Here is a 13,959-nt window from a genome sequence, read left to right as displayed (position 1 = left end):
GATATGACCGATATGCAAGATACCCGTATCCCAGTGACCCTGCTGACCGGCTTTCTCGGCAGCGGCAAGACAACTCTGCTCAACCACTGGGTCAAGCAGCCGGAGCTTGGCGAGTGCGCCGTGCTGATCAACGAGTTCGGCTCGGTGGGGCTGGATCACCATCTGGTGCAGCAGGTGGATGAGCAGGTGATGCTGCTCGACTCCGGCTGCATCTGCTGCTCGGTGCAGGGCTCTCTGGTGGAAGCGCTGCAGGGGCTCTTTATGAAGGCCATCCAGCGCAAGATCAAACCGTTCAAGCGTCTGATTATCGAGACCACCGGTCTGGCCGATCCGGCCCCCGTGCTTTTTACCCTGCGCGAAGAGGGCTTTATCGCCCAGCGCTACCGCTTCGATGGCACCGTCACCGTGGTGGATGCCGGTCATATCGAGCAGCAGTTGGCGGCCCAGTATGAGGCGGTGAAACAGGTGGCGCTGGCGGATCTGCTGGTGGTGAGCAAAGGCGATCTGGTGGATGACGAGCAGCTGGCACGGGTCGAAGCCCAGCTGGCGGCACTCAATCCAGCGGCCCCGATCCAGCAGGTGACCAATGGTGAACTGTCGCCAGCTGTGCTGGAGAAGCTCGGCGCCTACAACGAAGCGGCCGGGCGCGATGTGCGCCAGCTGCTGGCCTGGCTGCGCACCGAATCCCCCAAGCAGGGGCTGGCGTCACCGATGCAACCGAAGATGCAACCGTTCGCCGCCAAGGTGGGCACAGCTGCGCCTACCCACTTCGAGCACGGCAACATCGAGAGTTTCTCTTTGCGTATTGGTGAGCCGCTCAAGCCCTCTCGTCTGCTGGCCGCCATCGATGCGGTGCAGGCGCAGTATGGCGATGCCCTGCTGCGCCTCAAGGGGATCTTGCAGCTGGAAGGGGAGAGCCAGCCGGTGGTGATCCACGGCGTCCACGGCCAGCTCTATCCGCTGCAGGCGCTGGGCGACTGGCCGGAGGGCAAGGCCCAGTCCCGACTGGTGTTTATCGTGAAAAGTCAGGACAAGGCCGGTATCGAGCAGCTCTTTATGGCGACCCTCAAGGCCCCCGAGCCCACTCTGGAAGAGCGGCTCAAAGCCATGCTGGGTCAGCCCGGCAACTGATCTTGCGCGTTGCAGCTCTCCTGCATCGGGTCAGGACGGCGGCGGTTGAATAGCACAAACGCCACCGGCACAAAGTAGAACGAGAGCAGGGTCGCCAGCGCTGTGCCACCTGCGATGGCGATGGCAAAGGGGGGCCAGAAGCCGCCGCCCCCCAGCAATAGCGGGATGAAGCCGCCCACCGTGGTGATGGTGGTCGAGACGATGTGGCGGCTGCAACCTGCGACCAGATCGCGGATCTGCGGCAGATTGCCCTGTTGTGCCAGCGGGTCTGCCCTCAGCTCGGCCAGAATGACGATGGCGGCGTTGATGGCCAGCCCCATGAGTCCCAGCAGGGCGATGATCACCGTAAACCCGAAGGGGTACCCCAGCAGCCAGACCCACAGCAGGCCGAGCCCAGCCGACTGGATCGCCACCAGGGTGACGATGCCTGCCAGCCGGAACGAGTTGAAGCTGAGCACCAGCACGGCCACCAGCAGCACGGCGACCAGGCTGACATGGGCCATCAGATTACCCACCGATTCATCCCGCTTGGCGGCTTCCCCGCCAAACTCCAGTCGATAGCCCGGCGGCAATGCCAGCGCCTTGGCGGCCAGCCTCTCTTTGACCTGCTCCAGCACGGTTTGCGGCAGTACGCCGACCGCCAGATAGGCCTCCAGCACATTGACCCGCTCCCCATCCCGACGGCTGATCTCCCCCCAACTTGGCAGCAGCTCGGGAGTGGCCAGTGCCCGCAAGGTGAGATTGGCTACCCCTTGCTGGCCGGTGCCGGTGAGCGATAGCGGCACATTGAGCAGCGCATCCGGATCCTGACGCAAGGGCTCGGCCAGTCGCACCCGCACCGGGATTGACTCGGTGCCTTCCAGCACAGTGCCGCCCAACCTGCCATCCAGTGCGCCCGCCAGCCGGGAGGCAACATCGGTCAGGCTCATGCCTGCCAGTCGGGCGGCCTCCTCATCGACCTGCAACCAGAGTTTGGGGGCCCCGGCCTGCAAGGTGGCGCGGGTCTGCACCACTGCCGGGGTATTGGCGAGCAGACTGCGCAGCTCCTCTCCCAGACGGTGCAGCTGTTCAAGGTCGGGGCCAAACAGCCGCAGCTCGACCGGGGCATTGAAAGGCGGCCCCTGTTCCAGCTTGCGCACCAGGATCTGCGCTTCGGGAAAGGTTGCATCGAGCCGCTGCTGCAGTTGTGGAATGAGCCGCTCGGCAGCATCGGCATCCTGCAGGGTGATCATCCCCTGGGCGTAATCGGCCCGCCCCTGTTTTCTGGGTACCAGGTTGTAGTAGAAGCTGGGGGCGTTGTCGCCCACCACCCAATCCTGGCGAACCAGCTCGGGGAGACTGGCCAGCTCGGCGGAGATCCCCAGTGCCAGCTCGCGGGTGCGCGCCAGGCTCGCCTGTGGAGAGAGGCTGGCCTCAATGTGGATCATGTCCCGGTCGGCAGGGGGAAAGAACTGTTCGGTGAGGCGGCCCGCCACCCAGAAACCGAGCAGGGGCAGCAGACTGACCAGCAGCAGGGTGCGCCAGGGGTGAGCCAGCGCCATGGCGATGCTCTGCTGGAAACGGGCGCTCACCCGGGGCAGGTGCAAGCCATCCTGATACCAGCGTCCCCCCTGATCACGGCCAATCCAGCGGGCTGCGAGGCCAGCCACCAGGGTGTGGGCGATGAGGTAGGATCCCAGCAGCGAGCAGATCACCGCCCAGGCGATGCCGCCGACAAACTCGCCCGCCGGGCCCGGCATCAGAATGATCGGCATAAAGGCGAGCATGGTGGTGAGGGTGGAGCCCAGCAGTGGCAGCCAGAGGTGGCCGATGGCTTCCAGTGCGGCGGCACTCATGGCCATGCCGTGGCGGCGCTGATACTGCACCCGATCCGCCATGACGATGGCGTTGTCCACCATGATCCCGAGCGCCACCACCAGACCGGTGACCGACATCTGGTGAATGGGCAGATTGATCAGGTTCATGCAGGCGAATGAGAACGCCACGGTAAGCGGCAGCGACAGGGCCACGATAATGGCGGCCTTGACCCCCAAGGTCACCAGCAGCACGGCCACTATGATGAGGAAGCCCTGCACAATGTTGATGAGCAGGGTGTCGAGCCGCTGATCGGTATAACGCTGCTGATCGAAGCTGGTGACGAGGCCGATATTATCCGGCAAGTCTTGTTGCAGCTGGGCCAGCATGGTGTCGACCCGTGCCGACCAGAGGTCGATGCGGTGATCCTGTGCCATGCGCAGGCCGACCACCACGGCCCGCTCACCATTGGCAAAGGCCAGCTGGCTCTCCGGCTGGTGCAGGGTACGTCTTACCTCGGCAAGATCGCCAAGGCGCAGGGTCTGGCCCTGCTCGCCGGTACGCAGCGGGATCTGGCGGATCCGCTCCAGGGTATCGAGGGCGCCGCGGATCTCCACCTGAAAGCGATTGTGGCTACCCTGCAGCTCCCCGGCGGCCACTTTGGCATCGGCACCACTCAGCGCCTGGGCAAGCTGTTCGCCACTCATGCCGCTGGCACTGAGGGCGAGGGGATCGAACCGCACCTCGATCTCCTCCTGCGGTGCCCCGACCCGCTCGACGTATTCGGTGCCCGGCAGCTGGCGCGCCCGGCGTTCCAGCTCGGCGCTGTAGCGGGCGAGGCGATCCAGCTGTGGCTGGCCCGGCCCGCGCCAGACTACATTGACCAGCCGGGTGAAGGGGTAGCCCTTCTCGTCATCCAGCTTGGGGGCACTGGCGCCAGCTGGCAGCCCGGCGGCAAGATCTGCCAGCCGGTCACGGACTCTGGACCAGACAGGTTCGACATCGCTGACCTCATCCTTGAGCTCCAGATTGATGATGGAGAGGCCGGGGCGAGAGCTCGACTCGATCAGCTTGATCTCGCTCTGGGCCCGCAGCCGGTTCTCGATGGGCTCGCTCACCAGCGCTTCCACCCGTTCGGCGCTGGCCCCGGGGAAGTGGGTAACCACGCTGGCAAAACGGCTGGTGAGCTGGGGATCTTCTGTTCTGGGCAGGGTCTGCAATGCCGCAAGGGCGGCCGTCAGCAGCAGCGCGACCGTCAACAGCAGCAGGCGGCCATTCTCGATAAACGGGCGGATCATGACTGTGGCTCCGGATGCGCCGTTTGATGATCCACGCTGGTTGTCAGGGTGACCTGCTGGCCCGGCACCAGTTTATGCAGGCCATCGGTCACCAGCTGTTCCTGCCCATTCAGGGCACCACTGATCCAGGCCCGCTCACCATCTTGCTGCAGCAGGGTGACGTCCCGACTGACCACCCGGGGTGGCGTTTCGTCGTTGAGCAGATAGAGGGTCCAGCTGCCGCGCAATCCCTGGGTCAGCGCGGTGAGCGGTACCTCGTAGGCACGGGTAGGCTCGCGGGTCTGATGCAACAGGGTGATCAGTTGCCCCTCTGCCAGTTGTTCGCCACCCCGGGTCAGCTGGAAGCGGGCGGTGCGGGTGTGGGTCTGCCCGTCCACTTGTACCCCCAGATTAAGCAGGCGCCCCTCCAGTGATTGCGCATCGCTTTGCAGGGGGTAGTGTTGGCCGACGATCAGGGACTCGGCCTGTTTCACCGGCACGCCGATATCGGCCTCCCACTGGCCGCTGCGGGTCAGGGAGAAGAGAGGCTGACCTGCGGCCACCACGGCCCCCAATGCCTGCTCGCGGCTGACTACGATTCCGTTGAAGGGGGCGCGCAGCTGTGATTTCTCCTGTTTGACCCGGTTGGCTTCGAGGGCGGCGGCCAGCTGGTTGGCGCTTGCCTCCAGCATGCGGACTTTGCCTTGCTGTTCATCCAGCGCCTGACGGGAGCTGAACTGCTGCTGGCGCAGGGCGGTGAGCCGGTCGAGCGTCTGCCGGGCAAGGGTCAGCTCGGCCTCGTTCTGGGCAGCCCGGGCGGCCAGCTCTTTGGCTTCCACTGCCAGCAGCCGGGTGTCCAGTGTGGCGAGCTGTTCGCCAGCCGCGACCGGCTCTCCGCGTCCCTTGTGCAGGGTGGCGATCCGCCCTGCCAGCTCGAAGCCTACTTGGCTGTGCTCGGGGGCGATCACCCTGCCATTGAAGCGGTGCAGCACCGGGTAGTGATCGCTGGCTTGCAGCGGCTGGGCGATCACCCGGGTCAGGGCGGGTGTTTCTTCTGACTCTGTGACCGGGCTGCAGCCACTCAGTAACAGCGCCAGCAGGATTAAGCAAAGTGTCATGACATCATCCTCTGGTTGACATAACATCAAATCACACCGGTGAGTCTAGTTTTTCGAAACTAGACTGTCCAGTTTGATTGTGGAGGAAAAATGAACATTTCACCCCGTAGTCAGCAGAAGCGGGCTGCGATCCTCGATGCTGCCGGGCGGCTCTTCTGTCAGCACGGTCTGCATCTGGTCAGCATGGACATGGTGGCCAGTGAAGCGGGCGTCTCCAAGCAGACGGTCTACAGCCATTTTGCCAACAAGGAGTCGCTGTTTGCCGAAGCGGTGGGCAGCAAGTGCGTCAGCAGCGAGCTGATGCCGGAGGTGTTGCTGCGTGGCAACAATGTGCGGGAGAGCCTGATTGCCTTTGGTCGCAGCTTTCGCAAGTTGATCCTGAGCGATGATGCCATCAATATCTTTCGCACCTGCATCAGCTGCAACGATGCCCAGCTGGCCACCCTTTTTTTCGAAGCGGGCCCGCTCTATGTGACCGAGATGCTGTCCAACTGGCTGGAGCAGCAGAAGCAGCAAGGCCTGCTTTGCCATCAAGACAGTGAACAGGCCGCCATGCAGCTGTTGCTGATGTGGCAGGGCAAGGAGCGAATGCTCCGTGAGCTGGGTCTGCCGTTGACCCAGAGCGCTGCCGAGCAGGATGCCTGGACCCTGAGTTGTGTCGATCTCTTCCTGACCGCCGCCGCTCCCCCGCAAAAATAATGGAGGTGGCAATGAGCCACACAGTGACAGATGCCCAGCGCAAGTGGCTGCCCCTGCTGGCGGCGGTCGGTTTCTTTATGCAGGCGCTGGATGGCACCATTCTCAACACCGCCCTGCCCAGCATGGCCGAGACCTTGGGAGAGAGCCCGCTGCAGATGCAGTCGGTGATCATCGCCTACATGTTGACGGTGGCGTTGCTGATCCCGGCTTCCGGCTGGCTGGCTGACAGGTTCGGCACCCGCCGCATCTATCTGGCTGCCATCTCGCTCTTTACCCTCGGCTCGCTGGCTTGTGCCGCCTCCGGTTCGCTCTCCATGCTGGTGGCTGCCCGGGTGCTGCAGGGGATTGGCGGTGCGCTGCTGATGCCGGTGGGACGGTTGGCGGTGCTGCGGGTCTATGACAAGCACGAGCTGCTGCGGGTGATGTCGTTTGTCACCATCCCGGGGCTGCTCGGCCCGTTGATGGGGCCGGCGCTCGGTGGCTGGCTGGTGGAAGTGGCGAGCTGGCACTGGGTGTTTCTCATCAACCTGCCGGTGGGGCTGCTCGGCTTTATCGCCAGCTGGCACTTTATGCCGGAGCTGCGGCAGCAGACCGCCCGGTTCGACTGGCAGGGCTTTGTGATGTTCAGCGTCGGCATGGTGCTGGTGTCGGTCGGCTTGCAGGGGCTGGGGGAGCACAGCATCTCCACCGGTTGGGCGCTGTTTGCACTGATCTTCGGCTTGGCGGCGATGGCGAGCTACTGGCTCTATGCCGCCAATGCGGAGCAGCCGCTCTTCAGCCTGAATCTGTTCAAGACCGCCACCTTCGCCATCGGTGTCTGGGGCAACCTGTTTGCCCGCCTCGGCAGCGGTGCCATGCCGTTCCTCACCCCGCTCTTTCTGCAACTGGGGCTCGGTTTCTCGCCGAGCAAGGCGGGGATGACCATGATCCCTACGGTTATTGGCGCCATGCTGACCAAGACGCTGGTGAACAAGCTTATTCCGAAGGTGGGCTATCGCCGCATTCTGATCGGCAACACCCTGTTGCTGGGGGCGATGATCGCCAGCTTCTACTTTATCGACAACCAGCTCCCTTACGGGGTCTTGCTGGGCTGGCTGGCGATCTTCGGCGCCATCAACTCGCTGCAGTTCTCCGCCATGAACACTCTCACGCTGCAAGATCTCAGCCCGACCCTGGCCAGCAGTGGCAACGGTCTGCTCTCGGTGGTGATGCAGCTCTCCATGAGTTTGGGTGTGGCGATTGCCGCCAGCCTGCTCGGGCTCTTCTCGGCGGGTACCTCAGCGGCCAACGGCCAGTGGCTGGCCGGGTTCCATCTTACCTACCTCTGTGTCGGCCTGCTCTCCATGCTGGCGGCGCTGATCTTCGCCCAGCTGGCGCGCGATGGGGCTACGCCATCGGGGCGGGCAGATAGCTGACTTGGCAGGGGAGCTGCGCCAGCACTTCGGCCAGATGCTCGGTCGCCAGCAGAAAGGTCTGCTCCGGGTGGCCCGGAGTCCAGGTGAAGGCGGTGTGGTTGAGCAGTTGCGGATCCACCAGTAGCGGAATATCGGCACGGGGCAGGAAGGGGCAAACCGCCCCCGGCAGGCAGCCGATCTCCGCCTGCATCTCTTCGGCGGTGCAGATGGAGGGCTTGGCACCGAGTGCGGCCTTGACCGCCTTGTTGTCGAGCCGTCCGTCCCTGTGGGTCAGCAGCAGGGCGAAGCGGCCATCCTTGAACTTGAGAAACAGGGTCTTGCTGAACTCCGCCTGCCAGCCGAGGCGGGCCTTGACCTTTTCATCGGTGGCGTAGTCGAGGATGGGTTCATGCTCATAGCGCTGGTGGGGCAGTTCTGCCAGCAGTTGGCAGTTGAAATGGTGAATGGTATCGAGTGGCATGGGGTTCTCCTGTAGTGGGCGCTATCCTGCCAGCCTCGCAGGGTCAGGCCCAATGACACTTTCTTATCCGTGATAAGCAACCCTGTCTGTGCAAACAACAAGGGCGCCGTGAGGCGCCCTTGCGGATCAGTGATGCTGCAATTCGCACGCTTCCCAGTGAAAGGGAATGGGGCACAGCTGCTGGGAGGCCTTGTCATAGGCTTGCCACAGCTCGCCCATGGTGCGGCCATCGACGGGGTGGCGCAGTTTGGGGGCCAGCTCGGCCAGTGGCCAGAGCACGAAGGCGTTGGTGAGCACTTCACCGCGCGGCAGCACCAGCGGGGTGTCGCAGACCAGATCGCCATAGAGCAGTAGGTCGAGATCCAGGGTGCGCGGGGCGAACTTCTTGGCATCCGGCTCACGGCCGTGGGCGAACTCCATGGCCCGCAGTCGCTGGCAGACGGTGGTCAGCGGCAGATCGGTCTCGGCAGCCGCCACCAGGTTGTAGAAGGGGCGGCCGTTGAAGCCGACCGCCTCACTCTCGAATACCCGGGAGACCCGCAGCTCACCAAATTCGGCGTGCAGGGCATCGAGCCCGGCACGGATATGGCGCTCCCGCTCGATGTTGGAGCCCAGGCTGATATAGATGGTGGTCATCAGTTGCTGCTCGCGGCCGGCGTGCGATGGCGCAGGATCTCGACGCCGACCCCGGCGGCATTGGGCACGGCGCCCGGCTTGGTGAGGGTCACCTTGACCCACTGCACCCGCGCGTCGGTCAGAACCAGCATGGCGACCTGCTCGGCCATGGTCTCGACCAGCTCGACCACCTTGCCGCTGACATGTTCGCAAATCTTGTTGGAGAGGTCGGCATAATCCAGTGCCAGATTAATGTCGTCGGTTGCTGCCGCGGGGCGGTTGTCGAACCCCATCTCGAGGTCAAAACGGAGCTTTTGGCGAATGCCCTTCTCCCACTCATATACACCTATGGTGGTCAAAACTTCGAGTCCGCGAATAAACACCTTGTCCATGACTGTACTTCTTCTTTACTCTTGATGGGCTGTGATGACAGCGCAGGGATGCTGGCCGGGCAACAGGCTTGCCGAGGCGCTCTGGGTGGGCATGGGCCCATGCCAGCGTATGTGGCCCGCATCATACCCCATTCATATCGTGGTAAAAACGACCAAGATGACGGCCCTGACGATTTTGATGATTATTCTGGCCTACCTGGGTGGTTCACTATCCAGTGCTGTGCTGGTCTCTCGCTGCACCGGTCTGCCCGACCCGCGGGATCATGGCTCCCACAATCCGGGGGCAACCAATGTGCTGCGCCTCGGTGGCCGGATGGCGGCGCTGGTGGTGCTGCTGCTCGATGTGCTCAAGGGCACTGTGCCCGTCTATCTCGCCTGGTATCTGCAGATCAAACCCGTCTACCTCGGCTTTATCGGGGTCGCCGCCTGTCTCGGCCATATGTACCCCCTCTTCTTTCATTTTCGTGGTGGCAAGGGGGTAGCGACGGCGCTCGGTACCATGCTGCCCATCGGCTTCACCATGGGGGGCGCCGTGATAGGTACCTGGCTGCTGGTGCTGCTGGTGAGCGGCTACTCCTCGCTGGCCTCCATCATTACCGTGCTGCTTACGCCACTCTTTACCTACCTGCTCAAACCCGAATATACCCTGCCAGTCTCGCTGCTCTCCTGCCTTATCCTGCTCCGCCATCACGAGAACATCTCCCGCCTGCTCAAGGGGGAAGAACCCAGAGTCTGGGGGCGAAAACGCGCGGCCTGTGCCGAGGAAGTGGCAGAAATGGACGATGTTGCGCAAAAAAGAGACGAACGAGACAAAAAGTGAAATTTCCCGTTGACCATCCGCCTTAAAATCCGTTTAATAGCGCCCACGCCCAGATAGCTCAGTCGGTAGAGCAGGGGATTGAAAATCCCCGTGTCGGCGGTTCGATTCCGTCTCTGGGCACCAAAATTTGGTGCCATGAAATAAAAATTTGTTCATGCACAATGGTTTAAAGTGTGCCGGCTTAGCTCAGTAGGTAGAGCAACTGACTTGTAATCAGTAGGTCACCAGTTCGATTCCGGTAGCCGGCACCATTTGCCCAGATAGCTCAGTCGGTAGAGCAGGGGATTGAAAATCCCCGTGTCGGCGGTTCGATTCCGTCTCTGGGCACCACGAATAATTCCTCCTTAGCTCAGTCGGTAGAGCGACGGACTGTTAATCCGCAGGTCGCTGGTTCGAGCCCAGCAGGAGGAGCCAAACCGAAAAGCCCTTGTCGCAAGACAAGGGCTTTTTTTCATTGGTTCAACACCGCTCTTTTACCATAACAACAATCACACACGCACAGAATGACGGCAGGATAGATATGGAAAATCAAGTAGTTATAGACTCAAAGGGGCGACTGGCCACCATCCGCGAGTGGCTTGAGCCCGTGCTGGTGCTGCTGATCCTGGGCAGCCTGTTTGGCTACCTCGGCAGCCAGATGGGCCTCTCCGCCATGGTCAACACCCTGTTCAATACCGCCCACCAGCTGCTGCTCAATACCGTGCTCTTTATCATGGGGATCACCGTACTTTCCGGCGCCCTCAGCCAGCTGCTGAGCGAATTCGGGGTGATCCGACTGCTGGAGGTGCTGCTGGCACCCCTGATGAAACCGGTGTTTCGTCTGCCCGGTCGCACCGCATTGGCGGCGCTGATGACCTTCTTCTCCGACAACCCGGCGGTGATCAGCCTCGCCAAGGACAGCCGCTTTCGCAAGGGCTTCACCCCCTGGCAGCTAGTGTCGCTCACCAACTTCGGCACAGCCTTTGGCATGGGGCTGATCGTGGTGACCTTTATGGCCACCTTGCAGCTGCCGGGCGGTGAATCCACTGCAAGCGCGGCGCTCATCGGGCTGCTCGGCGCTCTGGTAGGCTCGGTGGTCTCTACCCGATTGATGCAACGGATGATCCGCCCGCTGGTGGGCGAGGTGCTGGACGATGAGCCGACTGTTGCCAAGGGGCACAAGGTTGGGGTGACCAAAGAGGCGGCTCCCGGCTGGCTGCGGATCCTCAACTCTCTGCTCGATGGCGGCAAATCCGGTGTGGAGCTGGGGATGGCGGTGATCCCGGGTGTGCTCATCATCAGTACCTTCGTCATGCTGCTCACCTTCGGCTCCGGCGACAAGGGCTATACCGGCGAAGCCTTCCAGGGGGTAGCCCTGCTGCCGGTGCTGGCTGCCAAGGCTGGCTGGCTGTTTGACCTGCTGTTTGGCTTCCAGCAGCCGGAGCTGGTCGCTTTCCCCGCCACCTCGCTCGGTGCGGTCGGTGCCGCCATGTCGCTGGTGCCCCCCTTTATCGCCAAAGGGTGGATCACCGGTAACGAGGTCGCGGTGTTTACCGCCATGGGGATGTGCTGGAGTGGCTTCCTGAGCACCCACACCGCCATGCTGGATGCTCTCGGTTATCGCCACCTCACCTCCCGCGCCATCGTCGCCCACACCATCGGCGGCCTGTGCGCCGGGGTAGCCGCTCACCAGCTTTATATGCTGCTGGGCTGAGCAGGGTGAAAAGAGAGAGGGGCGCTGTGGCGCCCCTCTCTGTATCTATCGGTGACGAGTTGGCTCGTCCTTCGGTTTACTCAACATAGCCGAGCAGGCTCTGTGCGATCACCGCTTCCGGCATCATCTCCCGCAGCCCGGCGATCAGTTTTTCCCCCGCCTCATGCAGCGCAGCCAGCGGCATCTCGGTCAGGCTCTCCAGAATGAACCACATCTGGCCCGAATCGACACTGAGTCGAGTACGCACACCCTGCCGCCAGTTCCAGCGCCGACAGGTGACCCCCTTGTCATCCCGCCAGACCACCTCGCCGGGTTCCGGAGATTCGTGTGCGGGTTCGCCCCCCTTCATGGTATCGAACTGCTCGCTGCCATCGGCTACCACCAGTCGCGGTAGTCCCTCATAGGTGAGCAGGTTTTCGCCCCCCACCGGAATGGCGTAGCGGATACTGATGGCGTTGTAGAGATCGACTACGGGATCGATGGCGGGCAGGTTGCCATCGCGGGTGACCCGCTTTCTCAGAGCCTCGGCGGAACAGGGAGTCCGCTGCGGCTTGGCGCCAAATTTTCTGAACAGCTCGCCCCAGGCGGCGAGATGCGCCTCTGCCCACGGCACATCGGCGGTCAGCATGGCGGTGCAGGCTTCATCAAGGGCGCGCGCCCCCACGTTCGGGTCGACCACGGCGGCGGCCTGCACCGTGATGCTCAAAGCGCGAAAGCCGGGAGCCAGCTGGTTGACTTCGGGGGAGATATAGGGGGTGATCAGGGACATAGCGACTCCATAAACGAAAGAGGCTGGGAGAAGGCGGCTGCCGGCCAGCATAGCGGCAACGGCAAATCCGGTTTGAGAGCCATCATGCGCGAACATGTTAGATAAGAAAATTTACATGATCTTAATGCCCATAAGTTTAATGAATGAAAAATGACGTGATCAAGGGGATGGCGGGCATGTAGCGGTATATAGCGAAGAGGAGCCCTGCCGTCTCCGGTTTGCTGCGGTAATGCCCCTTTGCCGCCTGGAACTGCAGCGGCAGCCGCTGGCCGCCCGGCTCTCTTGTGATGACCTCAGTTGCAATGCCCAAGCACGAGGCGGTCACCAAAATTGCTAGGTTGTTCAATGAGTTGGCTATGGTTGGCGTTTTTTCATCGTTCTGGCCCCGCTTATGCATTCCTCTTGGCAACACCATCAAGGGTCGTTGTCGCGGAGAGATATCATGATCAGCAACCAGCTTCCCCTTGCCTCTATCGCCCTCAAGCTGGGCAGTCAGCTGCTCGGCAGCAGTGCCAAACCCGAGTCTGTGCAGCAAACAGTGCAGGAAGATCGCCTCGCCCCTACCGTCCAGAGCCTGTTCCAGCGGCTCGGTATCAAGGATGCCAATAGCGAGCAGAACCGCGCTGCCATCAACCACTTTATGGGGGAGCTGATGCAGACCCTGGGACAGGAGAATGGTGGTCAATCCCTCCCTACCGCCATCGATAGTGCCCGTAGCCAGTTGGCGAGCGGCACCCAGAGCACCCGCCTCGATGCCCTGCAAAGCGAGCTCGATACCCTCAAGGATTCCCTCGGTGCCAGCAATCTCAACCTCGACCAGCTGCTCGGCGCCTTTAAACAGACCCTGCCCAATGGCAAGGGGGAGGGGGTGGGCAAACTGCTCAATGCCAGTGCGTGAAATGCCTGAACAGTATCGACTTCAGTAGATGACGAGCCTGTCAATAAATAATCTGGTAGCGTATTCGTGTGGATGTGATGCAAAGCGTGACTATGGCTATTTCCTAGGAATAGCCCACCCGTTTCATATCCATAGAAGAGAGGAATTCATATCTTTCTATTCGTGGAGAATCAAAGATGTTTTCAATCAAATCAATGAAATGTAAGAAATGCAGTAACCACTTCAAAGGGTTCGTGCTGGGTTCTTTCAACGTAATGAGTGAATACACTGCAGCTTGCCCAGCTTGTGGATATATCGTGTCAGTTTATGGAAGTGGTGAATTCATTGATAAGGCAATACCTGCAAATGCCATTATGTTGAAAAGCGCTTAAAGCCAAGATAAAGCAAGAGGGGGAGCGATTGCTCCCCCTCTTATTTTCCAAATACATCTGAGATCAACCCGCCCGTTTGGCCAGCCACAGCTCTGCGGCAGTGAGGGCTGCCTCAACCTGCTCCCGGGCAACGCCGCCTTTGGCAACCCGTTTGGCCAGTGTCGCTTCCAGTTCCAGATTGGGGTAGACGTCGAACTCGATTACCGGGCTGAAGCGCTGGAACTCGCCGATGGAGAGCTCTTCCAGCGGTTTGCCCACGCTGATGGCAAAGACCACGGTTTCACCGACGATATGGTGCGCTTCACGGAACGGAATCCCTTTGGCCACCAGATAGTCCGCCAGCTCGGTGGCGTTGGCGTAGCCGCCCTGCGCCGCCGCCATGGTGCGCTCACCATTCACCCTCAGATCGATCAGCACCAGCGCCGCCATATCGAGGCAGTCGTGCCAGGTGTCGAGGGCATCGAACAGCCCCTCCTTGTCTTCCTGCATGTCCTTGTTGTAGGCCAG

The 13,959-nt window shown here is 61.8% G+C and carries 13 protein-coding genes, 4 tRNA genes and 1 pseudogene; 10 read left to right on the top strand and 8 right to left on the bottom strand.

The features are described 5' to 3' along the window. Positions 1 to 3: 3 nt before the first annotated feature. Entirely contained in the window at positions 4 to 1,131 is a 1,128-nt protein-coding gene (locus G5358_RS06435) for a CobW family GTP-binding protein (protein WP_421323819.1), read from the top strand. On the opposite strand, the gene G5358_RS06430 is transcribed toward G5358_RS06435, so the two are convergent. Then, a complete protein-coding gene (locus G5358_RS06430) occupies positions 1,116 to 4,223 on the bottom strand; it encodes an efflux RND transporter permease subunit (RefSeq protein WP_421323818.1) in 3,108 nt (1,035 codons plus the stop codon). The genes G5358_RS06435 and G5358_RS06430 overlap by 16 nt on opposite strands. Then, a complete protein-coding gene (locus G5358_RS06425; RefSeq protein WP_421276346.1) occupies positions 4,220 to 5,320 on the bottom strand; it encodes an efflux RND transporter periplasmic adaptor subunit in 1,101 nt (366 codons plus the stop codon). Before G5358_RS06425 ends, G5358_RS06430 begins: the two co-directional genes overlap by 4 nt. A 90-nt stretch (positions 5,321 to 5,410) precedes the next feature. On the opposite strand from G5358_RS06425, the gene G5358_RS06420 reads away from it, so the two are divergent. Both G5358_RS06420 and mdtD read left to right on the top strand, forming a co-directional pair. Beyond that, complete coding sequence (locus G5358_RS06420; RefSeq protein ID WP_158113360.1) at positions 5,411 to 6,019, top strand: TetR/AcrR family transcriptional regulator; 609 nt, start codon at positions 5,411 to 5,413, stop codon at positions 6,017 to 6,019. Positions 6,020 to 6,030: 11 nt separating this feature from the next. Then, complete coding sequence (mdtD, locus tag G5358_RS06415) at positions 6,031 to 7,434, top strand: multidrug transporter subunit MdtD (protein ID WP_421323817.1); 1,404 nt, start codon at positions 6,031 to 6,033, stop codon at positions 7,432 to 7,434. On the opposite strand, the gene G5358_RS06410 is transcribed toward mdtD, so the two are convergent. From G5358_RS06410 to folB, 3 genes are all read right to left on the bottom strand, one after another. Continuing rightward, a complete protein-coding gene (locus G5358_RS06410; RefSeq protein ID WP_158113362.1) occupies positions 7,406 to 7,894 on the bottom strand; it encodes a YbaK/EbsC family protein in 489 nt (162 codons plus the stop codon). The two genes, mdtD and G5358_RS06410, sit on opposite strands and share 29 nt — an antisense overlap. A 126-nt stretch (positions 7,895 to 8,020) precedes the next feature. Further along, positions 8,021 to 8,530 carry a 2-amino-4-hydroxy-6-hydroxymethyldihydropteridine diphosphokinase gene (gene folK, locus G5358_RS06405; protein ID WP_107684303.1) on the bottom strand — a complete coding sequence of 170 codons (510 nt, stop codon included), beginning with the start codon at positions 8,528 to 8,530 and terminating at the stop codon, positions 8,021 to 8,023. Then, a complete protein-coding gene (gene folB, locus G5358_RS06400) occupies positions 8,530 to 8,901 on the bottom strand; it encodes a dihydroneopterin aldolase (RefSeq protein WP_270905374.1) in 372 nt (123 codons plus the stop codon). Before folB ends, folK begins: the two co-directional genes overlap by 1 nt. A 157-nt stretch (positions 8,902 to 9,058) precedes the next feature. Here folB and plsY point away from each other — a divergent pair, with 157 nt between their 5' ends. The 6 genes from plsY to G5358_RS06370 all read left to right on the top strand — a co-directional run bounded on the left by plsY (position 9,059) and on the right by G5358_RS06370 (position 11,414). After that, positions 9,059 to 9,721 (top strand): glycerol-3-phosphate 1-O-acyltransferase PlsY, encoded by a 663-nt coding sequence (plsY, locus tag G5358_RS06395; RefSeq protein ID WP_270905373.1) that lies wholly within the window; start codon positions 9,059 to 9,061, stop codon positions 9,719 to 9,721. A gap of 47 nt (positions 9,722 to 9,768) precedes the next feature. Continuing rightward, positions 9,769 to 9,844 (top strand) — tRNA-Phe (locus G5358_RS06390). 52 nt (positions 9,845 to 9,896) lie between these two features. Continuing rightward, a tRNA-Thr gene (locus tag G5358_RS06385) sits at positions 9,897 to 9,972 on the top strand. A 3-nt stretch (positions 9,973 to 9,975) separates the two neighbouring features. After that, positions 9,976 to 10,051: transfer RNA gene (locus G5358_RS06380), tRNA-Phe, on the top strand. Between the two features lie 8 nt (positions 10,052 to 10,059). Continuing rightward, positions 10,060 to 10,135, top strand: a tRNA-Asn gene (locus G5358_RS06375). 106 nt (positions 10,136 to 10,241) lie between these two features. Then, positions 10,242 to 11,414: a nucleoside recognition domain-containing protein gene (locus tag G5358_RS06370; protein ID WP_421323816.1), complete on the top strand. Its 1,173-nt coding sequence runs from the start codon at positions 10,242 to 10,244 to the stop codon at positions 11,412 to 11,414. A 76-nt stretch (positions 11,415 to 11,490) separates the two neighbouring features. Here the strand turns inward: G5358_RS06370 and G5358_RS06365 are convergent, their stop codons facing one another. Together G5358_RS06365 and G5358_RS06360 are read right to left on the bottom strand one after the other, a co-directional pair. Further along, positions 11,491 to 12,183, bottom strand: a complete 693-nt coding sequence (locus tag G5358_RS06365) for a B3/4 domain-containing protein (RefSeq protein WP_421323815.1) — start codon at positions 12,181 to 12,183, stop codon at positions 11,491 to 11,493. A 136-nt stretch (positions 12,184 to 12,319) separates the two neighbouring features. Next, positions 12,320 to 12,598, bottom strand: a complete 279-nt coding sequence (locus G5358_RS06360) for a hypothetical protein (protein WP_421323814.1) — start codon at positions 12,596 to 12,598, stop codon at positions 12,320 to 12,322. 27 nt (positions 12,599 to 12,625) lie between these two features. On the opposite strand from G5358_RS06360, the gene G5358_RS06355 reads away from it, so the two are divergent. Continuing rightward, positions 12,626 to 13,081: a hypothetical protein gene (locus G5358_RS06355; protein WP_421323813.1), complete on the top strand. Its 456-nt coding sequence runs from the start codon at positions 12,626 to 12,628 to the stop codon at positions 13,079 to 13,081. A 434-nt stretch (positions 13,082 to 13,515) separates the two neighbouring features. On the opposite strand, the pseudogene G5358_RS06350 reads toward G5358_RS06355, so the two are convergent. Beyond that, positions 13,516 to 13,959: pseudogene (locus tag G5358_RS06350) on the bottom strand (argininosuccinate lyase); the annotation flags it as partial.

It is taken from the genome of Aeromonas sp. 604176, from assembly GCF_049170755.1.
GTDB lineage: Bacteria > Pseudomonadota > Gammaproteobacteria > Enterobacterales > Aeromonadaceae > Aeromonas > Aeromonas veronii_A.
Note: the sequence above shows the minus strand (reverse complement) of the source record. Positions and strands in the feature narration are given on the sequence as shown.

What these genes read in the sequence shown, in the direction of transcription:
- G5358_RS06435 (WP_421323819.1), top strand. Translation starts at nt 4, where the DNA reads ATGACCGATATGCAAGATACCCGTATCCCAGTGACCCTGCTGACCGGC.
- G5358_RS06430 (WP_421323818.1), bottom strand. Translation starts at nt 4,223, where the DNA reads ATGATCCGCCCGTTTATCGAGAATGGCCGCCTGCTGCTGTTGACGGTC.
- G5358_RS06425 (WP_421276346.1), bottom strand. Translation starts at nt 5,320, where the DNA reads ATGACACTTTGCTTAATCCTGCTGGCGCTGTTACTGAGTGGCTGCAGC.
- G5358_RS06420 (WP_158113360.1), top strand. Translation starts at nt 5,411, where the DNA reads ATGAACATTTCACCCCGTAGTCAGCAGAAGCGGGCTGCGATCCTCGAT.
- mdtD (WP_421323817.1), top strand. Translation starts at nt 6,031, where the DNA reads ATGAGCCACACAGTGACAGATGCCCAGCGCAAGTGGCTGCCCCTGCTG.
- G5358_RS06410 (WP_158113362.1), bottom strand. Translation starts at nt 7,894, where the DNA reads ATGCCACTCGATACCATTCACCATTTCAACTGCCAACTGCTGGCAGAA.
- folK (WP_107684303.1), bottom strand. Translation starts at nt 8,530, where the DNA reads ATGACCACCATCTATATCAGCCTGGGCTCCAACATCGAGCGGGAGCGC.
- folB (WP_270905374.1), bottom strand. Translation starts at nt 8,901, where the DNA reads ATGGACAAGGTGTTTATTCGCGGACTCGAAGTTTTGACCACCATAGGT.
- plsY (WP_270905373.1), top strand. Translation starts at nt 9,059, where the DNA reads ATGACGGCCCTGACGATTTTGATGATTATTCTGGCCTACCTGGGTGGT.
- G5358_RS06370 (WP_421323816.1), top strand. Translation starts at nt 10,242, where the DNA reads ATGGAAAATCAAGTAGTTATAGACTCAAAGGGGCGACTGGCCACCATC.
- G5358_RS06365 (WP_421323815.1), bottom strand. Translation starts at nt 12,183, where the DNA reads ATGTCCCTGATCACCCCCTATATCTCCCCCGAAGTCAACCAGCTGGCT.
- G5358_RS06360 (WP_421323814.1), bottom strand. Translation starts at nt 12,598, where the DNA reads ATGGTGTTGCCAAGAGGAATGCATAAGCGGGGCCAGAACGATGAAAAA.
- G5358_RS06355 (WP_421323813.1), top strand. Translation starts at nt 12,626, where the DNA reads ATGATCAGCAACCAGCTTCCCCTTGCCTCTATCGCCCTCAAGCTGGGC.